Consider the following 23266-nt stretch of genomic DNA (forward strand, 5'->3'; position numbering starts at 1 on the left):
CCTACTCCGTGTCAGCGTCAAAATAGTCAGTGACCATGAATTTCACACTGCTTTCCCGCGTAATCTCAAGCTGAATATCTCTACCAATTGACAATTCATCCAGCGTCAACCAATCAGCTAACTCAAAGTCCATCGTCATCTTTGGCCATTTCCAATCAGTAATAGCATCATGATTCACATTCACCATCCGCATTGTCGCATCAATACGATTAATGCGTGCAGCTACCCAAACATTGTTGGTAGGTTCTGCTGCTGACATTGCATTACTAGACATTGATGTCTTAGTCGTTTCAGTGCTGCTGGCAGGCATTGACACCTGCTTACTGCCTATATTCAAGCGTTTGAAATCCGAGCTTTTGCTGGATTCAGAATCCAACAAAAACTGCGCCGATGTAACGACCTCGTCACCCAGCACCAAGCCATCTAAAATTTCCACGTAGTCATCGCCGAACGCACCGGTTTCGACTGCAATCGATTTATAACGCCCTTCTCCCAATGCCAGTACCACGCGGTTTTGCTCACCGCCGCGAATTAGAGCTTCTTTTGGAATCAATCGTTTTTTACCTGGCTCCGTGGTTTCAATACGAACATGGGCAAACATATCTGGCTTCAAAAGTTGCTCAGTGTTATCTAAACGAATGCGAACACGCAAAGTGCGGTTTTTCGCATTTAGAGTCGGATAAATAAAATCCACATTACTGGCAAAGTTTTCCCCCGGTAGAGAGTCCATAACAGCCTCAACCGGTTGCCCCACCGCGACAAGATGCGCTTGTCGTTCAAACACTTCAGCATCCAACCACACCTCACTCAAATCCGCGATCGACATCAAAGTTGTGCCTGGCTTAATGTAGAAACCATCTTGAATTCCAAGGTTGTCAATAACGCCGCTTTGTGGCGCAAAAAATCGCACTGTTTGAGACACTTTGCGCTTTGTCTTTAACGCTTGGATAAAACTGCTCGACACTTGCAGAGCTTTTAGCCTTTCTTCACCCGCGTTGATCATGCGCTGGTCTTTGCGCGCTAACGCAAAGACAAATTCTTCCTGCGCATTCACTAAGGTTGGTGAATACAAATCGAACAAAGGCTGACCTTTTTCAACTGAATCACCATTGAATTTAATAAAGCTCTTTTCGATCCAACCTTCGACACGAGGGTGAATATGAACAATCTTGTCTTCGTTGTAAGCCAAATAGCCCACCGTACGAATATCTGGTTTCAGCACGCCTTCAAACACTTTTCCTGTTCGCACGCCAAGGTTATTGACGACTTCAGGCGAGATGCTTACAGTACCAGCGCCCTGATTATTGGAACCTTGGTCATCACCATAAAAAGGGATTAAATCCATTCCCATAGGAGATTGTCCCGGCTTGTCACGACGGTAATTTGGGTCCATTGGCGCCACCCAATATAAAGGTGCTTTTTCATCTTTCGTGACTGATGCACCAGCATTCATTTCCCCGTTCATAGCATTAAATGCTTGAAGACCAAAGTGATAACCCGTAGCCGAAAGAACGCCACCTAGTACAAATACACCGATATACCCGATTACTTTCATTTGAGTTTCACCTCTTCACTTTGTGCCATTACATAATTCAATTCGGCTAAGCGCTTGAAGCGCTCGATACGAATATTTAATAATTCAATATGTGCATTTAATGTAGCGATGCGCGCCTGAACTACATCCGAGAAAACACCATCATTGCTGGTATAAGCATTCAACATGGCTTGCGCACTTTCTCTGTAACTAGGAAGTAACTTGGTTTGATAAAGACGAATTCGTTGATCTAGCAAGTTAATATCAGATGTCAGAACACGATATTTCGCCATGAGTTCATTCAGCACAAGCTGCTTTTCAGAAAGAAAAGACTCGACTTGTAAGGTCGCGGCTTTCACCTGAGCATCCTGTCGACTAGACGAAAAGATTGGCACGCTGACACTCACCGCAATCGACGCCAGATCGGCTCGATCTTTGCCGCTTAGATCATCGCCGCGATAACCGTAACCCAAGGTAACGCCCCATTCTGGTTTGTACTTTTGCTCGGCAATCGATTTATCTATCTGCGCGGTATTGGATTGAACATCGACAATTCGAACCAACGGATGCAGGCTCAGGCGAGCCGCCAATGCCAATGAATTCGATGAAAGCGACGAAAGGATATTAGACGGGGTTACCTTAATGGGTTCACCCGTTGTTTTCAGGGTGATATCTTGATCAGCTGTGTTCTGATCAACCATGGTAGGAAGAATATATTGGGACAATTTTTTCAGTGCATTTTCTTTCGCTTGGCGAAGCTGCGTAAGGCGATGATCTAACTTAATCAACTCCAGTTCAGAGCGAACTAAATCTTGCTGTTTAGCTCGCCCGTACGCCGAGCTATAACTACTTTCCACTACCTCATGAAGTTGTTCGAACAAGGTTCTATTTTGCTTCACGAGTTTGAAACTTTCTTCGTAGCTGTAGGCTGTTAGCCAAAGATTTGACACTTCCATTGCCAGCATTGCACGACGATTATCTCGCATCAAGGGCATTTGATCGCCTTGAACGGCGTACTTTTCCCCTGTTAAACGTAAGGTATCGCCCGCCGGAAACATCTGAGATACCGACACGCTAAATTGCGTCATCGCTTCTTGGTTAAAATCAAAGCTGTCAGTTGGCATATTCAATAAACCAACATTGATTTTTGGATCAGGCAATGCCGTCACGCCTTGGCTTAAGGCACGAATGGCATTCTCTTTTTGTTGATTGGAAGTCAACCAATCATCTTGATTGATGGCTTTTTCCACCGCTTGTTGCAGGCTTAACACTTCTGCGCTCGCAACAAAGGGCAGTAACGACAATAGGAAAACGGAGGCAATACGATTCGTTTTACCGATTAAAAATTGACGGCAATAGACACTCTGTAATACATAACAGAATGCCAAAAAGTTGTTTTTGGCCATTGGCTAAGGTACTCATTTTTTAAATTCATAAAATCTCAACGCAAATGAAAGCGATGAGTGAAACTGCGAATTTAAGAAATGACTATAGGAGGGAAATAAGGTGTATTTGGGTGGGTAGAAACGTAGAATTCAGACAACAGAGTCGTGTGAACAGAAGAAATATTGTCGGAATCAGAATGATAGCTGACCAGTAAGCCTGAAAAGCTACTGCAATGATTGTCCATACAATTTTGGTGATTGTGCTCTGATGTCAGACTAGAACATTCGTCCATCGAAGCGGACATACAAGAGACCCCCTTATCAGGAGACATATCATGATCCGATAATTCTGACGTGTCATGCATTTCCATAGACATCATATTCGAGGAAGGTGACATCATACTGTTCGTTGCCATTGCCATCGAAAATAACGATAGCAAAAACAGCAACAAACACACGAAACCGTGTTTTCTCGCTGAAATACTAACTTTATTTAAAAATAATGCAGGCATGTACAATGTACTCAACTTTGAATACACCAGACTATATGCAAGTAAATAGCGCAATGCAACTTGAAATAATTAATTTAAGCTAGAAAAAATTATAATCCTAGTTAATTTTTTTGATACAGATCTGCTTTAACTATTCAAGTTTTGTATACCCAGCCAGCCTACTTCGCCTTCATTTGACTATTTCTGTTGTGAAGTACCCAAGAAGTCAGAAACTATAGATATAACATTCTGGACTTCCCAGATGTTACTAGACCTATTAACGTTAGAACCTAGTTAAATAGTGGTGTTCCAAATTACTTATACCTCCATGCAGCACTGGCACTGGTATTGATTCAAATGAAAAAAGCCAAGAGGAAGCATAACAATTAATACACGTTGGGTAAGTCCTCCCACTTCGTCGTATACGCAGGCGATAGATGGTCTCGCTTCATGGACCATTGTGGTGATACGCCTTGTGAGGCGAAGAAGATGTTGCCGAGGCCGCTTTGGTTGATGTTATCCACTACGGTCATTAAGGCTTTTGAATTGACCTTATTATTGTCGACTCGGAATAAGTCTTGTTGAAACACACCGTGTTCGTAGAAATCAGCCAGCATGACACCGGCTTTCATGTATCGATAGCCAGCACGCCAAATACGTCTAAATATCACTTTGGTAACTTCCAATAAATCTCGCGTATCATCCGTTGGGTTGGGCAGTTCGACTGATAAAGTTTTCGAATAGAAAGGTTCGTTTTTAATATGTGGGCTAGTACGGATAAACACACTCACGACTCTACAAAGGCGTTTTTCCCCTCGTAACTTCTCTGCCGCGCGGGTTGTGTATTTAGCAATCACTTCTCTTAATTCTTGTTTCTCTGTCACCTTATGCCCAAACGATCGACTACAAATAATCTGCTGCTTTGTTGGTCTTATGCACTCCAGGTCTAAACAAGACACACCATTTAACTCACGAATCGTTCGCTCCAACACCACAGAAAACTCGCTCCGCATCGCCTTTGCATCCGCGTTAGCAAGATCCAACGCCGTATGGATCCCCCTCGCCTTTAGCTTTGCTGTAGTTCGACGACCGACACCCCACACATCACCCACTTCCGCCAAAGCCAGCAAGCGCTTTTGTCTATCAGGGTCCATCAAATCCACCACCGAACCGGTTGCCGGATACTTCTTCGCCGCATGGTTGGCCAACTTAGCCAAAGTCTTAGGGAATGTGCGATTAAGTCAGATTATTAGCACTAAGTCGCAGCTGGCCTGATTCGCTCTTTAATTCACTAAAAACCTCGGTTTTTAGTGTGTCTATTCCCTAGTTGGAGGCTTAAAAGCTCCAACTGCCGTCATCAAGACGGATTAACCCCGTGCAGACCTGATCATCTGATCCACTCGCAATATGTTTCCCAGTGCAAACAGCACCGCGAGCTTATTATCATTTTTTGATAGACCATTATAGACCACTTTGCGGAAGCCAAACTGGCACTTCAGTATCCGAAACGGATGCTCTACTTTTGCTCTGATGCTCGCTTTTATGTACTCAGTGTTAATGGACTTTTTATTAATACGGGGATGCTTCTTCCATTCCCGAACCTTGCTTGGCATCTCCGCAATCAACCAGTCCAACGTCTTATTCTTGGTTTCCTCACGTTTTTCTACGCCACGGTAGCCTGAGTCAGCAGAGACAAACGTCTCATCGCCATGCATGAGCTCAGTGATCTGGTTTAGGTCATGTTCATTGGCAGAAGTGGTGGTGAAACTATGCACCAAGCCACGTTTAGCATCGACTCCAATATGTGCTTTTAATCCAAAGAACCATTGGTTTCCCTTCTTAGTTTGGTGCATTTTTGGATCACGTGATTTGGCTTTATTTTTGGTCGAGCTAGCGGCTTCAATAATAGTCGCGTCAACGATGGTGCCTTCTTTGAAGTAAATACCTGAGTCTGATAGCCACTTGTGGACTTCTTTAAATAGTTTTCGTCCAAGCTTATGCTTTTCCAGTAAATGCCTGAAATTCATAATAGTTGTGTGATCAGGTATCGCACCTTCTAAGGATAATCCAGCAAAAAGCCGCATAGAGGTAATCTCATAAAGAGCGTCTTCCATTGCAGGGTCTCCCATGTTGTACCAGTTCTGCATAAAGTGAATGCGCAACATGGTAGACAAAGGATATGGGCGACGTCCGTTACCTGCTTTTGGATAGAAGGGTTCCATTTGGGCTTCAAGCTGCTGCCAAGGAATCAATTCATCCATGCGACCAAGAAAGAGTTCTTTGCGAGTCTTGCGGCGTTTGCTGGTAAATTCGGTGTCGGCGAAGGAAAGCTGGTTCATGATCGATAGGCGTCGTAGTTGTCTTAAGTCGGCGAGATTATCTCATGTTACCGACTTAATCGCATGTTCCCAAAGTCAGTAAGCCGACAGCAACGCGCCATTTAGCGATTTTAGTTGAACAAGGTTGTTTGGTTCGGTCTGCATCTGGCGGACGCAGTACTCGGTATTTGCTCGCTCAGTAAAAACGGAGTCTATGACTGTCTGTTCTACGACTTCCTAAACTTAACAAATAAGGAATATGATTTTGGAGTTCAAAATAAAAACGCTAGCATCTCAATCACAACTTGACCTCATCAACAGTCTATTTCCGAGCTTAGACATCATGTCTTCAACAGATTATCTATCTATTGTTCGTTCCGGTGTTAGTGGAGAAAAGTTGCAAGCTATCGTTAAGATGGCAGGTGAAAAGAGCTGATTCCTCACGCAATCGGAAAAAACACCTCATTTTTATCTATTATTATATAGCTATGAGATGCCTACAAAAGTGGGTCCATACCAGATCTCAAGGGACACACTCTGGTTATCTAGTGTGCTTAGCAACAAGCAACGTGTTGGTGGCAACTACGCATGGCAACAGCGCATTATCAAACCTGCACGACGCATTATTGATATCGAAATTCGAGCACGAAAATCAGCCCAAACTAAAGGTAAAGGTAAAGGTAAAGAAGCAGAAGTTGAGCAAGCGGTGCCTTCAACCGATGACGATATCACTGAAGAGGAAACAGATAACCCCGCCAACTAGGCTCCCATCAACGAGCCCCTCTCGAAGGGGCTTCCAACAAACTACATAAAGTCCCAAAATGGTTACTCTAATAGATTAAAAGTCATTTAATGTCACCAAAAAAGAACACTAAAGAATAATTTGACAATATTACCTTAAAGTTCTAGATTAAGAACATTAGGTAGGAATATATCGCATAGTGTAACCAAATAAGGACTTTATAATGAAAGTCGCGACAGCTACAGCATTAGCAGAAGAGATCGGCGACAGATTGAAGCAAGCTCGACTAAATCGAGACCTAACACAATCTGAAGTGGCGGAGCTTGCTGGCATTGCCCGCAAAACGGTTTTAAATGCAGAAAAGGGAAAAGTTCAGCTCGACATCATGATTGCTATATTAATGGCATTAGACCTCACGCAACAGATTGATCTATTTCTCCCTAAACAAGAAATTTCTCCCTTACAGTTAGCCAAACTGCAAGGAAAGAAAAGGCAGAGAGCCTCTGGCCAGCGCAGTAACAAAGATGAGGAAACACTAGAATGGTAATGGAAGTCATTAAAATAACATACCAAGACGATGTTGTTGGTGCGGTGAGTTTTGACACTGAAAAGGGACTTGGGTCATTTGAATATGATCCAGGCTTCATAAAAAAAGGGATAGAGCTGTCCCCGATCAAAATGCCATTATCGAATCGCATTTATAGCTTTCCCGAACTGGATTTCAATACCTTTAAAGGACTACCGGGTTTAATAGCTGACTCCTTACCGGATGATTTTGGTAACGCAGTTCTCAACGCATGGGTTGCAGGTCAAGGTCGTTCACCGAGTGACATTACACCACTTCAACGCCTCCAATATACGGGAAAGCGAGGCATGGGAGCTCTTGAGTATGCGCCAGCTACAAAGTTACGAAGTTTAAATGCTTCACAACAAGTAGAAATCCAATCGCTCGTTTCAATTGCACAAGAAATCTTAGATTCACGAGGTCATTTTGAAGTAGAACTCAAACAAAATGACCAAGACGATAAAGAAGCAATGATGTCTTTATTATCTGTTGGCATGAGTGCGGGAGGAGCACGGCCGAAAGCCGTATTGGCATTTAATGAAGATTTTACTCAAGTCCGCTCCGGCCAAACCAAAGTGCCAGTTGGTTTTACTCATTATTTGATGAAATTTGACGGCGTTAGTGAGCATAACAAAAATCAAGAAACCTTCGGTGACCCATTAGGCTATGGAGCAATGGAGTTTGTTTATCATCTAATGGCTAACAAATGCGGTGTCGATATGATGCCATGCCGCTTACTCCATGAAGGCAATCGACGCCACTTTATTACACAACGGTTTGATCGAATTAAAAACAGCAAGGTACACGTACAAACGCTAAACGGGCTTGCCCACGTTGATTATAAAAAGCCGGGGGCATTTTCTTACGCAGAGTTATTTGGCATTGCCAGACAGTTGAAGCTTTCTGCTGTTGAAGCTGAGCAGCTATTCAAGCGCATGACATTTAATATCATTGCTCGAAATCATGACGACCACTCAAAGAACTTTGCCTTTATTCTGAAAAAAGACAAATGGTCTCTCGCACCAGCTTATGATTTAGCTTATAGCTATAAACCAGGCAGTAAATGGGTGAACAGCCATTGGATGAGCTTGAATGGTAAAAGAGATAACTTTACACGCAGTGATTTCTATAGTTTAGAGAAACTTAGCCCTGTTTTTAACAAAAAAAAGATCGACGATATTATTGATGCAACGATTGAGCACGTATCAACTTGGCGTCAGCTTGCTGAGGAATGGAATGTACCAAAAACATTGATAGATGAAATACAAGAAAACTTGCGGCTAGATATTTAGTTAGCAGTACAGTAACTATTCCTGTGAGCAAAAAGGATGGCCTCTTATTTCAGGCCATCCCGAACCAAACAACAATTTAGCACACACGGATACGATGAATTATCAAATCAATTATTCCCCGAAATTTCTTCCGTCGCATCCCGACGCAGTTTCTGGGCATCCATTCCGTTTAGCCGTTCAATTGCTCTGTCTGCGGCACTTTGACGGTTTCCATCAACGTTTAGCGTACTTCCTGAGCTTGTGAGTCGTTCCAGATCCAGTGACGGTACTTCGGGTAAGTTGCCTGTTATCGACAAGATACCTATCCATTCATCCAGATTGACTTGTCTCCAATCTACCTGCTTTAACTGACTCACTCTGCTCACATTTCCAGATAAGCTGAATGAGGATCATGGTGAATGAATAAATCATGTAGGCCGTCATAACCGTACTCAGAACCGCGGCCGCAGCCGTTGATGACCCAGCCCCCATTAGAAGTCCCATGCAGACATAAAAGGCTCTTTAACCGCACTCCAGGTACTCGTTATCGGTTCCCTAAGCGTATTCCACAAACCATAGATTGCCGAAGACGGATTCATGGCCACCAGCTTCCGTACATGACATATCATTGGTCATAAACTGCGCCGCATTAAGCATCGCAGCGGCCTCTGCAAAGTTAGACTGCTTGATTGAATCTGGCTCTATACAATCTGTGCCCATACATCGAACTGGCCCCTCACAGTTGTATTGAGTTTCCATTCGAGCGTTTTGCACTTCAACGCTTTGTCCGCAGTCATACACCAGACTTTAGATATAGCAGAAGCCTTTATGACCTTGTTGATAGAATGGCCCCTCGCTGGCATGGGCGGGCAAGATGAATAGAAAGAAAATAATGATTGGGATAGTCACCCATAAGATATACCAAGGGAACAAAGGGGTTCTCATTGTCAGCTCCAGAAAATTTCATAGAGCTAACATGCTAAAGATAACAGTTAGAGCGATTGGACAGATAGATGCAGAAATCGTGTGTGTTTCTGACTAGCTGTTTTGACCAGTAACAACAGCTAACTTTAACGAGCCAAATTTATAATTGGACCACTTTGAGCTAGAACAGACGGCCACCGTTATAGCTCGTTTTTGGACATAAGCTTCTTAGAGCTACAACTTAATCTAGTGAACTACTAATTAGCTCAGATATGAAAAACTGGGTAATTCCTTCTATCCTCAACATCAAGCATATAACAACCATATTTCGGTCATCAACGAAGTATCATTTTTCCCATTAGCTATAGTACCTACAACAATTAGATGACATAGATAGGTAAAGAAATGATAGCTGTATTATTTGAGGCAATGGCTGTTTCGGAAAAGAGAGACAGATACTTCCAGTTGGCGGAACAATTAAAGCCACTTCTCAGTGATATCGATGGTTTTATATCAATCGAGCGTTTTCAAAGCACAACAAAACCAGACAAATTTATATCTCTATCTTGGTGGAAAGATGAAGAAGCCATCAAGCATTGGAAGAAAAATGTGCATCACAAGCTTGCTCAAGACGAAGGAAAATCTACTATTTTTTCTTTTTACAAAATCAACGTCCTAACCTCAACACGAGAATATTGTTCACAATAACATAGAGATAGTAAAATGCATGATATACATATAATTTTAAAAAATAGTCCTGGAGAATTAGCCCGATTTGGTGAAGTCCTTGGAAAGAATGGAATTGGACTAGAAGGCGGTGGAGTTTTTGCTCATGAAAATGAAAGCCATGCCCATTTTCTAGTCGAAGATGGAGAAAGAGCGAGGGATATCCTTACTGAGCATGGATTTGAAGTAAAAGGGGTCACTTCTCCACTTATACGAAAACTCAAACAAGAACAACCTGGTGAGCTTGGTGCGATATCTAAGGCGTTAGGAGATAAAGGCGTTAACATTATTGTTCAGTACAGTGATCATGATAATCGATTGATACTTGTAACTGATAACTATACATTGGCCGAAAATGCAACAATTGACTGGGCTGTATAAACTTGAGCAAAGAAAATATCTCTTCAGCAACATCAATAATAGACTTTAGTCAGGAAACCGACATGGCAGCCTTAGCGGCTGCCATGTCGGATGCCTCTAGGATGAAAATCCTATGTGCGTTGATGGATGGAAAAGCTTGGACTGCAACCGAATTAAGCGTTGTAGCAGAGGTTGCACCATCAACTACTAGTTCTCACCTATCCCGCCTGCTGAAAGCCAATCTTGTTATATGTTTATCCCAAGGGCGACACAGATATTTTCGCCTCTATAGTAAGAACGTCGCTGTATTACTCGAAAAAATGATGGGAATTACCTTCCAAGTAAATCGTCCCTCTCGTTCCAAAGTGCCTCAAGAACTTCTCCAAGCAAGAACCTGTTATGACCATTTAGCAGGCGAAATAGCTGTTCAACTGTATGATTCACTATTAAAAAACAAATGGATTGACAGTGATGGCAAAGGTATCACTAAGCAAGGACAAGAAAAATTTTTAGAGCTAGGTATCAATATCGATGAGAAAACTAGAAGGAAAAAATGTTGTCCATGCTTAGATTGGAGCGAAAGAAAGTTCCACGTTGGTGGTCACTTAGGAGCAGCGCTACTTAGTTTTTTTGAAGATAATAACTGGATAGAAAGAGTCCCCGGATATCGCGAAGTTGTTATTACTAATAAAGGTAAAAAAGAATTTCATGGGCGTTTTGACATTGATGTATAGGTGTTCTTAGAGAGCATAGCATGTAAATGGTTACTCATTAGCGCATGTTGTAATGGCACACTGAGTTTGGTCACGCAGTTAGATTAGAAAAAATAAGTCAAATGAGGCTTTGGTGATATCTGCGTTAAATCGGTCGAAACAAGGAATGGGGCATAAACGAGTTATAACTGAATGTCCGCTATTGGCACATAAGTAATATTCAGAAATTACGAAAACAACATTAGCTCACTTTGGCTGCAATAACTGTAACCAACGTTTTAATTGAGTCACCCGGAACCATAACAAAGTGCATTTTGCAACCAACATGCTGCCAGAACTCGGCCTCTTGTGCATATTTTTTTGCTTTTTGGATAGCAACGCTTTCTGGTAACTGGGCTTTAGTTAGCCCAGAGCATAGCAGCTTTGAGCACAAAGCCTTCCAAGGATGCTTAGGTACACCGTCTGCAAACCGTTCTACGAATCGTTCTAGCGCGTGACGAGTCACCACGACAGGTCCAATACTTGGCACATTGATGACCTCATCAATATCTCTCACCGTAACATTATCGGCGCTGTATTCTTCGAACGAATGTGAGAGCCAATCTTCCCGCTTCTCTACTGAGATCTGTGCTTCCTGGTATCGAGTGAGCAAAAACCTAGTCAGGCTGTAAAGTGAATGCTGAGTTGAGCGTTGTTTCTGTAACTTTTTGATAGCTCCTTTACTGACCCGGATTTGAAGCCCATTACCGCTTCGGTTACTCCCCATCACCTCTTTCACTGACAGTAAGTGATGAATAGCATAAAGCTCAGCTGCAATTGGCTTTTGCTGCTCAGGTAGCTTGTCGTATTGCTCACCTAAATCGACCTTTAGCTCACCACCTCTTCGAAGGCCGGTCTTCCAGTAAACCATAAACTCACCATCAATCTGCTTTGTTAACAGGGTTAATACCATCATGTTTGTTCTCCTATTGGTTATCTATTTTTCATTCTCCATGTTTTTTCAAATATGCAAGGCGCAAAAAAAGGGGCCGAAGCCCCTTGGATCAAATATGAACTTTCGGAAAGCCCATGGCACCGTAAACATTCAGCACATCATTCCAATCCCAACTTTTCACGCCAAGTGACGTTGGTATCGGGGGGATCAGCACTTGTGTCAGAATGCCTTTCTGCCAGGCTTTTTTCTTGAGTTCATTCGCTGCATTCAGGCCGGTCTCAGAGAGATCGTGGTCTGCCCAGATGTACAGCATTTTCACATTACTTGGTGGTTCAAACCTAGCCAGTAGGGTTGCATTCACAACCGACCAACATGTTTGCCCCGTAGCTCTGGTAACCGCTAAAGCTGTTTCGATGCCTTCAGAAACACCTAATACCTCACCAGGCTCACCTATCGGAATGGCACCACCAGTGATTGTTCTGTCACTTGGTATCGGCATCATCATTTTAGGCTTTTCAACCGGCGCTTTGAATCCATCTTTACTTAGGTAGATCCGATGGAACGTGGCCGAACGCCCTTGCTGAGTAACGATTTTACCTAGCAGCGTTGGGTAGCTATCGATAAACAGACCATCTTCATCATGGTAAGGCAAGTTAGGATGAAACCTCAGCACCGAATCCCATTCAGGACGAAGCCGCGTAATAATGCCGCGACGATGCAAATAGTTCCAAACCGGTTGCGCACGATTATCTGCAAGGGATAACGTTTCTCCCCAGGTTTGATTCAAGCGATGAATAATCGCTTTGTCCTCTTCCTGCTTTTTAGTCTTCCAGTCAACAGCGTTACTCGGTATTGCCCTAGTCGGTGCTTGTATTTGTCCGGGTTGAATACCTAGAACTTGGCCGATTGCTTCAATAGACTGAGCAAAGTTCCATCCATTAATCCATGATAACAGTTCAAAACCATCATGAAAGATACCGCAGGTGTTACAAACGCCACCTCCGGTATATTCAGCATCTTTGAACAGCCTAAAGCCATCACGACCGCCATGAACAGGGCAAGCCACATGACGGCCTTTTCGAGCAATAGCGGCATCAAGTTCTGGCACCAATGCCGCCAAGACTTGAAGCCATTGGCCATTGAGATATGGCCTTACTGTGTCAATTTGTAAAGGTAACGCCATATAACCTCCTTAAGTAAAATGCCGACTCCTACCACAGGTGGTAAAAGTCAGCTTGGGTCCTGCATTAGCCGTTCGGTTAATACAGGAGCGTTAGTCAAGCTGGATACCATGTCGTCTTAATAGCCACATGATGGAATCACGAAGCACATCAGGATCGACAACCGCAGCCATCGCGCAAACACGAAAGCAAAATGGCGTTAATTCGTCATTTTGAATCCACGACAACACATCCTTGCGCAATCGAGTACTGACACGACCGTCCAGCAATACACGGATCGCATCCAAAAGAATGCCTTCGCGTAACTGCCAGATTTCCGTGTCAGACCAAGTGACTGGGGCATCATCAAACTCAAATAGAAATTCGAGCTGTGATGATGTGTGTTGAAGGGACTGCTTTTGTGATGCAGGAGAATGGGCAATGCGCCCATTCATCAAAGATAACCGCGTTCGGCAAGCGAAACGCAGCCCTCGGATGCGACCACGACATGGTCAAGCGTTCGAATATCAACAAGTGACAAGGCGTCACGGAGTCGATGAGTGATGCGTTTATCAGCTTCACTGGGCTCAGGATCACCCGATGGATGGTTATGAACCAGTATGACTGCTGCCGCATTAAGTTCCAACGCCCGCTTTGTTACTTCCCTTGGATACACGCTCGCCGCATCTAAAGTGCCTTTGAACAGCTCTTCAAAACGAATAACGCGATGCTTTGTATCAAGAAACAGTACGCCAAAGACTTCGTGCTCATACTCGTGCATCAGGGTTTGCAGGTATGAGAACGCCGATGATGGCTGTTCAATTTTGCGACCTTTACTCAATCGACCACGGGCAAGCTTGAGCGCCATATCTAAGATATCCGCTTCAGTCACTTGCTCAGGAACGATGTAAGTACCGGCTTCTTCGCCAGCTAAGAATTTTTTGTTTTTCATAGGAGTCTCCAAGAAAAAGCGGAGACGAACCCATGCCCTGACGGGGACGGAATCGTCCCCGCAGGGTGGTAAAGTTGATGTGGTTACTGAATTAACAGTTGTTGTGTTACTTCGAATAACTCTCGCTTTAGATCTATGACGTCATTAATCACGATGCTTTGAGGAAAGAATTTCTCAACACTGCGTGTTTGAATCCCGATCCCCAGCAGCTCAAAGCCACTTCGTCTGCACCGGTCAACAATGTCATGCGTAGCAGCCCAATCATCTGGGTCACCATCTGTTAGCACTATCATTAGCTTTCGCTTCTGTTTTTGTGCCAACAAACTGTTTGCCGCAAACCACATAGCTTGTGCCATAGGGGTACAACCTCGTGGTTTTTGGTCAAAACATGCGGCCCGATGTCGAACCGATTGCTTGGGCAATAACGCGATAGAAACTTCCTGATGAATACCAGGAAAATAACTGACCGCAGGTACAACACCCGGTATACCTTCCAATGCCATGGCCAAAGCCAAAGCAGCTTCATTGGCAACATGAAAGTACTTGCGATTACCTTCGCCAATGGGTTTACCCATTGAGCCCGATATATCGACAAGCAAGTGCACAGCAGCATTAGGCGCAATGCGCGGCTGTCTTTGAATAAACAATCTCGACTCACCTGCTTGGGAAGCGGCAAGACGATGGGTTGCAACTCGAAGACCGTGCCGTTTGGCATGATTCCGATTGTCCTGACTGGACTGAACCATACCTCTAAGTCGGGCTCGAATTTGAGCCGACTCAGACGCCGATAAGGTCAAGATGGCCTCATCACCCAACATAGCTTGCTCTGCTTGGGGCAAACTGAGTGGAGTGACGCCTTGATGTCCTTCAGCTTGTTCCGACAACACTTCTGCCACTTGTGCAAAGGTATCGGGTTCAAACTGAGCGGCACTGGCCTCTAAGGCTTGTCGCAAATTGTCAGCTTGATCAGAGTTATCTGAATCACCCGTTTCAGCAACCCCCCCCGTTGCAGACGAGTCTTTTTCTGGGGTTTGACTATCACTACTGTTATTGCTGTCATTACTCGCCTCTTGTCCAATGTCATTACCGCTATCAGCATCCGACTCATCCTGTGGTGGACGAGATTCTTCTTCCAACATGGCAACGATGGCATCGACAAGTTTTAGCACTTCACCTGTAGACGCCAGGCTAGGCACTGCTGTCAGCATGGCGCTTAACCGGCTCATCGCTGCGGCAGGAAAGAGTTGTCTCACTCTTTCATCAACCGCTTGATACAAAGGCGTCAGCGCTTTCTGTCCCAGAAAATGGCATCTCAAGCGGAACAACAACCAGGCTTGCAAGTTAGATGCAGGCTCAGGCTGTGCAGGTACACACATTTGCTGTGTGTCCACCATGTACTCAATCACTTGCGAAATACTGCGCCGGGTTCCGGGGTAATCCTTTGCCAATTCGTTTTCAATGCGAACATCCTCAATAATATTAAGAAGTGCCTTACGGATCGGTTTGGACGACGCCTTTTGCACCATGTCAAAATTAGTATGCCGAATATGCGCCGCTTCATGAGCCAGATAACCCCAAGCTATATGTTGATAGTGTGGGTCGTCTGGGTTTGCTGTTGGGATCACAATCCGCTCACCATCGGTAAACGCATCTTGTCCTTGAATAAGCACCTTCACACCAAACTTTTCGCCATAAGCGGCGGCAACGATCGGCAGTGCGTTTTTTAATGGATGATTCATGGGAGTCTCCTAATCATTAGGGGGAATACTCCCTCAGCGGGAGCGTTTCCCCGCTGGGAATGTGAGTGTTTAAACCTGTGCTTTTAGCTTATCCAGGTCGTATTTTTGACCTAACCAAGCCACCAATTGAGCTGGACTCTCGTGCTGCTCAAATGACGTTTTAAGCTGGTCTAAACTCAGGATGTCATCCAATGTCAGACCGTACTGGTCTTGTAACTGAGTAGACACCTCGTGTTGATATTGCAGCCAGGCCCGCTCATGAGCGGTTTACTGCAATGCTATGTTTGGAACAAATACCATGGCCGTTACCCAAGCTCCTTGTGCGTCCGCATCTGCGATCAAAACAGGGTTCTTGGGGATCACGACACTATGTGTTGGGTACGACCGTTGTACTAACGTTCGACAACACGCCACTTCTGGTATCGATTCGCTTTCAACCGCATCAGTCACACCACGAAAATGTGCTTCAAACTGGTTCAGTTGGCTGGGGTTATGGATAGTTGATTGCATAATTTCCTCTTACATAGTTCAGAGGACATGTGCCCTTCAGGGCAACATGCCCTCAAGGACGTTAGAAATAAAATGAGTTTGGTACAGTCGAACCAAGGTTTGGTCTGACGGTTGGTTGTGGTATTGCACGCAAGTTATCTGCCTGAGCAGATACTGGCTGTGCGGGTTTAGGTTCAGGTTTGGGCATCAGTTGTCTGATATCCAATTGACCTTCACCGTGCATTCTCATCTTGTCTGGATCAGACAAAATTAAAATGGTCGCCATCAGTTCGTGATAGAGATTGTCTGTCACAGGGCCGGTCTTCGGCAGACGAACAAATAAATTGTCCATCGCCTCAACCATCGGCTGAACTCGATGATCTAGGAATGACAAACCATCCAACTTGTCTCTTAATCGCTTGAGCGGATTAAGGGCTCGCTGACTGATTTGATTCTTACCTGCAACGGAGCGCTCAAACAGTTCATTGGCATCACGAGCCACCTCCCTAAAGAGGGTGTGTCCCATACCATTGACCTTGTCATCTAAGCCTCCAGCTTGTTCAGCCGGTTGCATTCGATAGATGGCATAATCGAACTGAAGCCGTTGTTCCACGTCTTCGATGGGTGATAATGCACGTCGGATTGCATCTGCAAATTCCGGGTGTTTCGCAACCCAGTCAAACGTCACCTGATCATAGTTGTCCAAGAACAACTGCTTGCACTGCGCAAACTCCTGACCGATCCGGTCAAGCTCTGGAACAATCTGATCAATTCGGTCTTCAGGGACGGCATAGCCACCTAAAAACCGTACACCGACTTGCTCACACAAGCGCTGCGCTTCTTTCTTAAGCCTTTCAAAGTTCGCCAATGCCTCTGGGTCGCAAATTTTTTTACTCCCTAAGCTGGCAACATCCTTCGGTGGAAGTTGGCTGCCATTGGCTAACCTGAAATCTTCAGGCCTTAGTTTTTTTCTACCGCTCCAGATGGAACAGTCGATGTGACAAATCAATAGTTTGTCGAGGGTTTTAATACTCATAGTGCATCCTCATGCGAGATGGGGACGCACCACTCCCAACAGGAGCAATGGCCCCCGTTTGGGTGGTAGTAATTGACACGCTAATGGCAATACCACTATCAGAAATAGTAATTTTGCGAATCAGGCGACGATTGGTTGAGATCGATTTTCACAGGCATTAAGTCCAGTGCTTCAGCTATCGGGCGAACCCGCTCTAAATCACTGCCTAGCAACCGCAATACATCTTTTTCCAGCTTCAGTTGGTCGGATACTTCTATCCCTTCAGGACTCGCTACTGTGAGCGAACACAGTGGTGGTAATTGACGCTTAAAGGCCAGTAACAGCAACAATGGCCACGGGCCATCATCAGTGTTAACAATGCCAGCGCCTTCACCTGACACTATGCTGATTTGATTGGTACTAGGTAATCCGCTTTTGCAAAACCCTAATGACCATTCTCCAATCCTGACCTGGTTATCATCAATAACAGCCAAGCCATAGGCTTCAAGCAGCTTTGCCATATCGAACAACGCTTTTTGCGCCAGCGAGATTTGGCCATTGACGTCCTTGCGAGTACGAAACTCCCAACTGACGTTATTGGAACACGCGACGCTATCTAGCGCATTTGAGAGTTCAAATGGCCGCCCTTGATGATCAATGCCGACTTGCCCAACAAATCGATAACCCTTGTTGATTTTCTCATTGATTCGTCGGTCTGCTTCAGCGTTAGGATCAGTCGAATCAATCAATCGCTGCTGCGACAATTGACCTGCTTTTCCAAACCGAACTTCAATCTCCTGGTTATCTGCTCCAACGTAAATGGCCCATTCTTTGGCTGTCCCATCAGAATGACTGTAACGGTAAAGAGCAAAGCACTTTTCCATCATCAATCCTCCCAGTGGTCACCGAAGACATCAGCGGCAATACGGTGAATGGCTTCACGTTGCTCCAACTCAGCACGAGCCGTCAAAGACCGAACCAGTGCATACTCCACTGCGTTAGGAGCGCCTTTAAAAGCAAGTGTTAACTTTGCCCAGCGCACCAAGGTCCGAGTGGACATGGTGATACTGAGTTCTGCACCGCCATCCGCGCCCCCAATAAAAAGACGACGAATGTCACCAGCCACCTTCACCATTTTTTGGCGAAAGACCTCTGGTAAGCCCGGCGCAACGTTCTCCAGAATGGCTTCCTCTACAGATGGTTCTGCATAGGTCGCTTCAATGATTCTAAAGCGATCAAGGAAAGCCAAATTCTGTTGAAGCACACCTTGGTACAAGCCCGTCTGGTCACCACTGCCCGCACTGTTGCCGGTAGCGATAAAACGAAACTTGTTATGTGGCATGATGATCTCTCCGCCATTTTGTGCGATGACCAACGGGGCACCTTCCAAAATGTCATTGAGCCCAGCCAGTTCAGCAGGCTCAGCAAGATCCATTTCATTAATGATCAGCAAATGGCCATGCTTCACAGCCAGTGCCAGCGGTCCATACACAAAGGTCATGTTGCCATTAACCAGTGTGTGGTGACCGATAAGATCGGACAACTCCAATCGACCGTGCGCAGTAATTTGCTGAACAGGCCAATTCAATCGAGAAGCAACTTGGCAAATTAGCGAGGTCTTACCGCATCCAGTGGGGCCTGTAATATACAAACCGTCACCGTCTGGGTTAGACAAGAACGCCAATACGTCACGTAAGTCTTCTTTTCTAAAAACATACTCGTCCTTGCGAACGGGAATGTTTGGATGGGTAGTGTCGGCACTAAATCCTTCCAGAACGAAAGCATCAGGAGCCGGGACATTAAACGCTTGATTCACCTGAACCAAAAATGGGGATTGTTCAGTCATGGTAAACCTCATCAGTTTTGACGAGGCCCCATGCCCCAGCAGGGAATGAAGTCCCCGTCGGGTGGTGTGTTGATTGTGGTATGGCTGTGTATGTAAGAGTTCAGCTCGCTCTATCATTCGTACCCAGCATTGGCTACGAGTGAAACTGCTTTCTGATGCACTCGATGTAAGCGCATGAGAAAGGAGCCGAAATCGGCTCCAAGTGAACGTTAAAAATAAAATGAGCTCGGCGAGTCACCTGGCAGAACCAAGTTCTCTTGCTCAAGGCTGATTTTGATTGGTGTTTCAACGGGCTGCTCTGGCTTATTGGTGCTGATGCGCAACCGCTCTTGTGGCGCTTTTCGGTAAGCGGCTAAAACCTGTTCATCCAGCTCGCCTAATTTATCGGTGGCCAATTGCTTATAGTCCACAGGACCCGCCATCATGTAGCGGCTGAGTTTGACCCCAGCATAGTCGGCATGAGCGTAGTTACCCATCATAGCGACCAATTTCGACTGAGTTTCTCGCATTTCCTCTTTCAAAGATTTGATGTGATTTTCCAGTCGAACCACTTCGGCATGTGCTGAGCAATATTGCCGAGACAGCGATGTCCAAAGGTATTGGGCTTCACCCTTGGGAACAAAACAATCTTGCTCAGGGCATTTTGACGGTTCTTTTTTAGTTTGAACTAACTCCCAAAACTGAAGAGCCGTCCCTTGCAACTCAGTTAAGAACGCCTCGTCTCGTTGTATTTCAAACTCAATCAGTTGATCCTCAAAATAGAATACCAACCACCCACGATTGCTATTGGCGACCAGTATTTGATGCTGTACTTGCACCCAATACAACTGGTAGGCCTCGCTTTGTTCTCTGTGAACTTGCACATCCTCAAAAACTGACTGGCAAGGACATTTCAGTTCAACGGGTTCTCCCGCATCGTTGATGCCATCAAAGCTGGCTCGAAAGATTGCGTTATGTTCGGCTTCTGCACATAACGGCAGAAGAAAGTCATTATGCGTATTCTCAAATGCTCGCCTTGCTTGAGGCTCCAACCGTATACCGCGAAGCACATTAGGATTATTCGACAGGTCTTCCGGTAATACGAATCCGGTTTTTTCTGCCCATAATCGCCAAGGTGTTTTGTAGGGTGAACGCCCCATAATAATTGGGGCTTCAGATGCCGTAACCCCTGCAATGCGCCACTGGTGCCATGCAGGAGTACGTTGTGATAGGTCGATAACCTTCATATCGCCTCCTTTGAGGGGAGACTCCCCCGAAGGAGAGAACTCCCCTTCTGGGTCAATTAAACTAATGCTACGACTTAAGAGGCCAAAGGCTGAGACAGCTCTTTTTTGTCTTGTTGCTGTGCATTAAATATTTCTTGTTTCGCAAACGTCAGTTCAACACCTTGAAAATGTTCATTGGCATATTCCAATGCACTATTCCATGCATTTGATGCTTCCGCTCGCTCGATAAGCTTGTAAACAATCCCTCGGGTACGATCATCAACTTGCTCGTTTGGAATCACAGATGGCTCAACAATGTGTGTTGCTTGGCCTTCGATAATTCGCTCCGCTTCGTCTTGATCGAAAATTCCCACAAAGCCAAACGCAATGCGAGAACACTGGATCATGGATTTATGTCTTAGCATTCGCTTAGTGTGCGTCTGCCATGGACCATCTACACGATAAGGGCCATTTTTGCCGTTACCTTCAAAAGGCGGTCGATAGACTTCATCCAGGTATTCAGTGATTTTGACTGGGTGCGAACGGTCGCGCCGATAGATGATGCATTCCATCCATTCTGGGCATTCTTTCGCGCCATCCAGTGAGACTTTGTTTTCTGAAGTCTTAAACTCCATGCCATCAAACTGGTCGTGTTGATTGATGATGCGAGACCATCCATCGACACCTACCACTGGAATAATCCCAGCTTGTTTATCAGGGAACGCAAAAATCTCTTTGGTGAAAGGGTTCAAGCCGTACTGATCTGCAACCACCAAGAGCGCCATCATCTGCTCATTGGTCGGTGCACTACCGTCACGTTGCTTGAATGCTGTTGCTTTTAGAGCATCGAACAGTTTATTCGAGTCGACACTAAAACGCTCAGCAAAGCGTTGGATTAGCTTTGGTTTTTCCATTGTGGACTCCTACAATCAAAGTGGGAGTCTGCCCCTGACGGGAAAGTACTCCCGGCTGGGTTAAAGCGTGTTTGCTCGGTTAAAAATCTGGTTCAGGATATGTTTGTGCCCAATTAGTTTGGGAGCCCGCATCATCCGCCGGTGATGGCTCAGATGTTTTGTTCACACTATCAAGAAGCAGAAACTCGTCCGCGTCCACTTCGGTCAATCGATGCTTAATACCATCTTTCTCCCATGAGCGCGTGCGCTGAGGCCCTTGAACAAAAAGCTTTGCTCCTTTTTGGATCAAATCTTTTGCTCTTAGCCCTAACTTAAATCCACCACGATCTCGAAAAACGACCCGATGCCATTCCGTATGCTCTTTGAGCTCATTGGACTGACGGTCGCGCCATTTTTCAGAAGTGGCCAGTGAAATACTGGTCACTAAATCACCTGATGGATAGGCTCGCGTCTCTGGCTCAGAGCCAACGTAGCCTATGAGTGTTACTTGGTTTTTCATGATGTTCTCCTTGTCTTAGTTGAACTCTGTGCACACAGTCGCTTCTGCCCGGCTGGGCAAAGAAGACTGACGACGCAGATAGGTTGGTATTTCGAGTAAAGCCATGTCGTACGGATGTGGCTCTTTGTAAAACGCAGATGTCAAACGGGGCATGCCAGGTGCTTTAGGCACTATCATTGGACGACGTTTTGGTGTTGATGTGAGCAATCGCTTAATTTGAGAAAATACAAATCGAAACGGGCGCACGCTTTGACGAGCAATCAATCGAAAAAGCAACCAGCTCAGTTTTGCAAGCAACATAATGCCTGCGATTTGGATAATAAATCCGAAGATATATTCCATTGGTAACTCCTTAATTTGGTTTTGAAGGAGTCACCCCCAACTGGGGAAAACTCCCCCAGTTGGGCGGTGAAAAGGCGAACCGTAAGGAACGCATGGTTGAGCATGTAAAAACATGCAGGCTATTTGTTTAAGGAGGCTAGCTACCTCTTACTACCGCTGAGAAAACTCAGAGGTAGGCTTCCTTTGAGCTCATGCTCTCAGGCGCAGATATTACTGAGACAGATCAGCAATATTTGATAGTCAGTGTAACCGTTTTATCCAGACAGGATAGTCAGAAAGATGCTCAATTCATCCATCTAGCTGAAAGGCCATTACTTCACAGAGGATTAGGCTAGGGACTGATTATTGTCATAACAGGAGCAAACTTATGGCCCAAGCAAAACCCAATTACTCGAAACCCATCTTTGAACAATCATTCACAATTAACAGCTTACAAGCGCAACGTGTCGTTGACCGTGTTTTTAGACGGACGGTCAGTGCGCTTTACGGAATCGATGTCATCCTGCGCATCATTGGCGATGAAAACGAAATTGATGAAGTAGAACAGATCATTGGCCAGTTGATCGAGGATTGCGCTAAGGCGGTAGACAGCGAACAAGCTCGTTTGGACGAACTGATGGAGTCCAACGGCATCGATGAAGTACCTGACTACACCGACCCGATTACCTTCAAGGCCAGAATCAGCTCTCCTCAGGTTGGCCAGTTTGTCGGCTTAATTCGGAAACTCGATGCTTTAATGATCTCAATGGACACACTCTGGTTATCTAGTGTGCTTAGCAACAAGCAACGTGTTGATGGCAACTACACATGGCAACAGCGCATCATCAAGCTGGCGCGACGCATTATTGATATTGAAATTCGAGCACGAAAATCAGCTCAAGCCAAGGGTAAAGAAGCAGAAGTTGAACAAGAAGTCCCGTTAACCAATGACGAAATTACTGAAGAGGAAACAGATACCCCCTCCAACTAGCCAACAGGACTACCATCAACCAGCCCCTCTCGAAGGGGTTTTTTTAACCCTGCTACCCGAGATGATAGTTCGGTTGTGTAACAGTGATGTCCGCTCGGAGTCAAAAAACACATTCTATACTGGTTTGTGACTAAAGTTCAGTAAAGTAATTTCTGATGGCACCTACAATATA

Annotated in this window: 29 protein-coding genes; 8 read left to right on the forward strand and 21 right to left on the reverse strand. The window is 45.1% G+C overall.

Translation table 11 applies throughout. The features are described 5' to 3' along the window. Position 1: 1 nt before the first annotated feature. The 5 genes from IEZ33_RS10705 to IEZ33_RS10725 form a co-directional block, all read right to left on the reverse strand. On the reverse strand, positions 2–1555 hold the full coding sequence (locus IEZ33_RS10705; protein WP_191600079.1) for an efflux RND transporter periplasmic adaptor subunit: 1554 nt from the start codon (positions 1553–1555) through the stop codon (positions 2–4). Next, positions 1552–2940: a TolC family protein gene (locus tag IEZ33_RS10710; RefSeq protein ID WP_191600080.1), complete on the reverse strand. Its 1389-nt coding sequence runs from the start codon at positions 2938–2940 to the stop codon at positions 1552–1554. Before IEZ33_RS10710 ends, IEZ33_RS10705 begins: the two co-directional genes overlap by 4 nt. A gap of 71 nt (positions 2941–3011) precedes the next feature. Further along, positions 3012–3446, reverse strand: coding sequence for a hypothetical protein (locus IEZ33_RS10715; RefSeq protein ID WP_191600081.1), 435 nt, complete (start codon positions 3444–3446; stop codon positions 3012–3014). 350 nt (positions 3447–3796) lie between these two features. Beyond that, entirely contained in the window at positions 3797–4618 is an 822-nt protein-coding gene (locus IEZ33_RS10720) for a DinB/UmuC family translesion DNA polymerase (protein ID WP_240009504.1), read from the reverse strand. Between the two features lie 159 nt (positions 4619–4777). Further along, on the reverse strand, positions 4778–5752 hold the full coding sequence (locus tag IEZ33_RS10725; protein ID WP_240009700.1) for an IS5 family transposase: 975 nt from the start codon (positions 5750–5752) through the stop codon (positions 4778–4780). A 241-nt stretch (positions 5753–5993) separates the two neighbouring features. Here IEZ33_RS10725 and IEZ33_RS10730 point away from each other — a divergent pair, with 241 nt between their 5' ends. The 4 genes from IEZ33_RS10730 (at position 5994) to IEZ33_RS10745 (ending at position 8327) form a co-directional block, all read left to right on the forward strand. Further along, positions 5994–6164 (forward strand): hypothetical protein, encoded by a 171-nt coding sequence (locus IEZ33_RS10730; RefSeq protein ID WP_191600083.1) that lies wholly within the window; start codon positions 5994–5996, stop codon positions 6162–6164. A gap of 57 nt (positions 6165–6221) precedes the next feature. After that, positions 6222–6491: a hypothetical protein gene (locus IEZ33_RS10735; RefSeq protein ID WP_476738634.1), complete on the forward strand. Its 270-nt coding sequence runs from the start codon at positions 6222–6224 to the stop codon at positions 6489–6491. Between the two features lie 202 nt (positions 6492–6693). Beyond that, positions 6694–7017, forward strand: a complete 324-nt coding sequence (locus IEZ33_RS10740) for a helix-turn-helix transcriptional regulator (RefSeq protein WP_191600084.1) — start codon at positions 6694–6696, stop codon at positions 7015–7017. Next, a complete protein-coding gene (locus IEZ33_RS10745) occupies positions 7011–8327 on the forward strand; it encodes a type II toxin-antitoxin system HipA family toxin (RefSeq protein ID WP_191600085.1) in 1317 nt (438 codons plus the stop codon). Before IEZ33_RS10740 ends, IEZ33_RS10745 begins: the two co-directional genes overlap by 7 nt. A 107-nt stretch (positions 8328–8434) precedes the next feature. Here IEZ33_RS10745 and IEZ33_RS21100 read toward each other — a convergent pair whose 3' ends face one another. Further along, positions 8435–8683: a hypothetical protein gene (locus IEZ33_RS21100; protein WP_428981121.1), complete on the reverse strand. Its 249-nt coding sequence runs from the start codon at positions 8681–8683 to the stop codon at positions 8435–8437. 178 nt (positions 8684–8861) lie between these two features. Beyond that, a complete protein-coding gene (locus IEZ33_RS21105) occupies positions 8862–9026 on the reverse strand; it encodes a hypothetical protein (RefSeq protein WP_428981122.1) in 165 nt (54 codons plus the stop codon). A gap of 609 nt (positions 9027–9635) precedes the next feature. Between IEZ33_RS21105 and IEZ33_RS10760 the strand changes: the two genes are divergently transcribed. From IEZ33_RS10760 to IEZ33_RS10770, 3 genes are read left to right on the forward strand one after another with little or no spacing between them, the layout of a single operon-like run. Next, a complete protein-coding gene (locus IEZ33_RS10760) occupies positions 9636–9938 on the forward strand; it encodes an antibiotic biosynthesis monooxygenase family protein (protein WP_191600086.1) in 303 nt (100 codons plus the stop codon). A gap of 15 nt (positions 9939–9953) precedes the next feature. Then, entirely contained in the window at positions 9954–10337 is a 384-nt protein-coding gene (locus IEZ33_RS10765; RefSeq protein WP_191600087.1) for an amino acid-binding protein, read from the forward strand. Positions 10338–10339: 2 nt separating this feature from the next. Further along, on the forward strand, positions 10340–11050 hold the full coding sequence (locus IEZ33_RS10770; protein ID WP_232472874.1) for an ArsR/SmtB family transcription factor: 711 nt from the start codon (positions 10340–10342) through the stop codon (positions 11048–11050). A 220-nt stretch (positions 11051–11270) separates the two neighbouring features. Here the strand turns inward: IEZ33_RS10770 and IEZ33_RS10775 are convergent, their stop codons facing one another. The 14 genes from IEZ33_RS10775 to IEZ33_RS10835 form a co-directional block, all read right to left on the reverse strand. Further along, positions 11271–11984 carry a hypothetical protein gene (locus IEZ33_RS10775; RefSeq protein ID WP_191600088.1) on the reverse strand — a complete coding sequence of 238 codons (714 nt, stop codon included), beginning with the start codon at positions 11982–11984 and terminating at the stop codon, positions 11271–11273. 88 nt (positions 11985–12072) lie between these two features. Continuing rightward, the gene (locus IEZ33_RS10780) at positions 12073–13146 is read right to left on the reverse strand and encodes a DUF7146 domain-containing protein (protein ID WP_191600089.1); all 1074 of its coding nucleotides are present in this window, start codon (positions 13144–13146) and stop codon (positions 12073–12075) included. 90 nt (positions 13147–13236) lie between these two features. Next, on the reverse strand, positions 13237–13578 hold the full coding sequence (locus IEZ33_RS10785) for a plasmid-related protein (protein ID WP_191600090.1): 342 nt from the start codon (positions 13576–13578) through the stop codon (positions 13237–13239). Further along, complete coding sequence (radC, locus tag IEZ33_RS10790; RefSeq protein WP_000791199.1) at positions 13578–14075, reverse strand: RadC family protein; 498 nt, start codon at positions 14073–14075, stop codon at positions 13578–13580. Before radC ends, IEZ33_RS10785 begins: the two co-directional genes overlap by 1 nt. Positions 14076–14158: 83 nt before the next feature. Continuing rightward, positions 14159–15814, reverse strand: coding sequence for a VWA domain-containing protein (locus tag IEZ33_RS10795; protein WP_191600091.1), 1656 nt, complete (start codon positions 15812–15814; stop codon positions 14159–14161). 69 nt (positions 15815–15883) lie between these two features. Then, a complete protein-coding gene (locus tag IEZ33_RS21110; protein ID WP_476738635.1) occupies positions 15884–16042 on the reverse strand; it encodes a hypothetical protein in 159 nt (52 codons plus the stop codon). A gap of 39 nt (positions 16043–16081) precedes the next feature. Then, a complete protein-coding gene (locus IEZ33_RS21115) occupies positions 16082–16324 on the reverse strand; it encodes a hypothetical protein (RefSeq protein WP_476738636.1) in 243 nt (80 codons plus the stop codon). A gap of 61 nt (positions 16325–16385) precedes the next feature. Next, positions 16386–17339, reverse strand: coding sequence for a DUF3150 domain-containing protein (locus IEZ33_RS10805; RefSeq protein WP_191600092.1), 954 nt, complete (start codon positions 17337–17339; stop codon positions 16386–16388). A gap of 98 nt (positions 17340–17437) precedes the next feature. Beyond that, positions 17438–18205: a hypothetical protein gene (locus tag IEZ33_RS10810; RefSeq protein ID WP_191600093.1), complete on the reverse strand. Its 768-nt coding sequence runs from the start codon at positions 18203–18205 to the stop codon at positions 17438–17440. Next, positions 18205–19164 (reverse strand): AAA family ATPase, encoded by a 960-nt coding sequence (locus IEZ33_RS10815; protein ID WP_007104990.1) that lies wholly within the window; start codon positions 19162–19164, stop codon positions 18205–18207. The genes IEZ33_RS10810 and IEZ33_RS10815 overlap by 1 nt, the downstream gene beginning before the upstream one ends. Before the next feature lie 209 nt (positions 19165–19373). Further along, on the reverse strand, positions 19374–20390 hold the full coding sequence (locus IEZ33_RS10820) for a YqaJ viral recombinase family nuclease (protein WP_191600094.1): 1017 nt from the start codon (positions 20388–20390) through the stop codon (positions 19374–19376). 74 nt (positions 20391–20464) lie between these two features. Continuing rightward, complete coding sequence (bet, locus tag IEZ33_RS10825; protein ID WP_191600095.1) at positions 20465–21283, reverse strand: phage recombination protein Bet; 819 nt, start codon at positions 21281–21283, stop codon at positions 20465–20467. A 79-nt stretch (positions 21284–21362) separates the two neighbouring features. After that, entirely contained in the window at positions 21363–21782 is a 420-nt protein-coding gene (locus IEZ33_RS10830) for a single-stranded DNA-binding protein (RefSeq protein ID WP_191600096.1), read from the reverse strand. Positions 21783–21797: 15 nt separating this feature from the next. Next, complete coding sequence (locus IEZ33_RS10835) at positions 21798–22124, reverse strand: plasmid-related protein (RefSeq protein ID WP_191600097.1); 327 nt, start codon at positions 22122–22124, stop codon at positions 21798–21800. A gap of 367 nt (positions 22125–22491) precedes the next feature. Here IEZ33_RS10835 and IEZ33_RS10840 point away from each other — a divergent pair, with 367 nt between their 5' ends. Further along, positions 22492–23094 (forward strand): hypothetical protein, encoded by a 603-nt coding sequence (locus IEZ33_RS10840; protein ID WP_191600098.1) that lies wholly within the window; start codon positions 22492–22494, stop codon positions 23092–23094. Positions 23095–23266: the final 172 nt, after the last annotated feature.

The organism is Marinomonas algicola (assembly GCF_014805825.1).
GTDB lineage: Bacteria > Pseudomonadota > Gammaproteobacteria > Pseudomonadales > Marinomonadaceae > Marinomonas > Marinomonas algicola.

What these genes read in the sequence shown, in the direction of transcription:
- IEZ33_RS10705 (WP_191600079.1), bottom strand. Translation starts at nt 1,555, where the DNA reads ATGAAAGTAATCGGGTATATCGGTGTATTTGTACTAGGTGGCGTTCTT.
- IEZ33_RS10710 (WP_191600080.1), bottom strand. Translation starts at nt 2,940, where the DNA reads ATGGCCAAAAACAACTTTTTGGCATTCTGTTATGTATTACAGAGTGTC.
- IEZ33_RS10735 (WP_476738634.1), top strand. Translation starts at nt 6,222, where the DNA reads ATGCCTACAAAAGTGGGTCCATACCAGATCTCAAGGGACACACTCTGG.
- IEZ33_RS10740 (WP_191600084.1), top strand. Translation starts at nt 6,694, where the DNA reads ATGAAAGTCGCGACAGCTACAGCATTAGCAGAAGAGATCGGCGACAGA.
- IEZ33_RS10745 (WP_191600085.1), top strand. Translation starts at nt 7,011, where the DNA reads ATGGTAATGGAAGTCATTAAAATAACATACCAAGACGATGTTGTTGGT.
- IEZ33_RS21105 (WP_428981122.1), bottom strand. Translation starts at nt 9,026, where the DNA reads ATGGGCACAGATTGTATAGAGCCAGATTCAATCAAGCAGTCTAACTTT.
- IEZ33_RS10760 (WP_191600086.1), top strand. Translation starts at nt 9,636, where the DNA reads ATGATAGCTGTATTATTTGAGGCAATGGCTGTTTCGGAAAAGAGAGAC.
- IEZ33_RS10765 (WP_191600087.1), top strand. Translation starts at nt 9,954, where the DNA reads ATGCATGATATACATATAATTTTAAAAAATAGTCCTGGAGAATTAGCC.
- IEZ33_RS10775 (WP_191600088.1), bottom strand. Translation starts at nt 11,984, where the DNA reads ATGATGGTATTAACCCTGTTAACAAAGCAGATTGATGGTGAGTTTATG.
- IEZ33_RS10780 (WP_191600089.1), bottom strand. Translation starts at nt 13,146, where the DNA reads ATGGCGTTACCTTTACAAATTGACACAGTAAGGCCATATCTCAATGGC.
- IEZ33_RS10785 (WP_191600090.1), bottom strand. Translation starts at nt 13,578, where the DNA reads ATGAATGGGCGCATTGCCCATTCTCCTGCATCACAAAAGCAGTCCCTT.
- radC (WP_000791199.1), bottom strand. Translation starts at nt 14,075, where the DNA reads ATGAAAAACAAAAAATTCTTAGCTGGCGAAGAAGCCGGTACTTACATC.
- IEZ33_RS10795 (WP_191600091.1), bottom strand. Translation starts at nt 15,814, where the DNA reads ATGAATCATCCATTAAAAAACGCACTGCCGATCGTTGCCGCCGCTTAT.
- IEZ33_RS21115 (WP_476738636.1), bottom strand. Translation starts at nt 16,324, where the DNA reads ATGCAATCAACTATCCATAACCCCAGCCAACTGAACCAGTTTGAAGCA.
- IEZ33_RS10805 (WP_191600092.1), bottom strand. Translation starts at nt 17,339, where the DNA reads ATGAGTATTAAAACCCTCGACAAACTATTGATTTGTCACATCGACTGT.
- IEZ33_RS10810 (WP_191600093.1), bottom strand. Translation starts at nt 18,205, where the DNA reads ATGATGGAAAAGTGCTTTGCTCTTTACCGTTACAGTCATTCTGATGGG.
- IEZ33_RS10815 (WP_007104990.1), bottom strand. Translation starts at nt 19,164, where the DNA reads ATGACTGAACAATCCCCATTTTTGGTTCAGGTGAATCAAGCGTTTAAT.
- IEZ33_RS10820 (WP_191600094.1), bottom strand. Translation starts at nt 20,390, where the DNA reads ATGAAGGTTATCGACCTATCACAACGTACTCCTGCATGGCACCAGTGG.
- bet (WP_191600095.1), bottom strand. Translation starts at nt 21,283, where the DNA reads ATGGAAAAACCAAAGCTAATCCAACGCTTTGCTGAGCGTTTTAGTGTC.
- IEZ33_RS10830 (WP_191600096.1), bottom strand. Translation starts at nt 21,782, where the DNA reads ATGAAAAACCAAGTAACACTCATAGGCTACGTTGGCTCTGAGCCAGAG.
- IEZ33_RS10835 (WP_191600097.1), bottom strand. Translation starts at nt 22,124, where the DNA reads ATGGAATATATCTTCGGATTTATTATCCAAATCGCAGGCATTATGTTG.
- IEZ33_RS10840 (WP_191600098.1), top strand. Translation starts at nt 22,492, where the DNA reads ATGGCCCAAGCAAAACCCAATTACTCGAAACCCATCTTTGAACAATCA.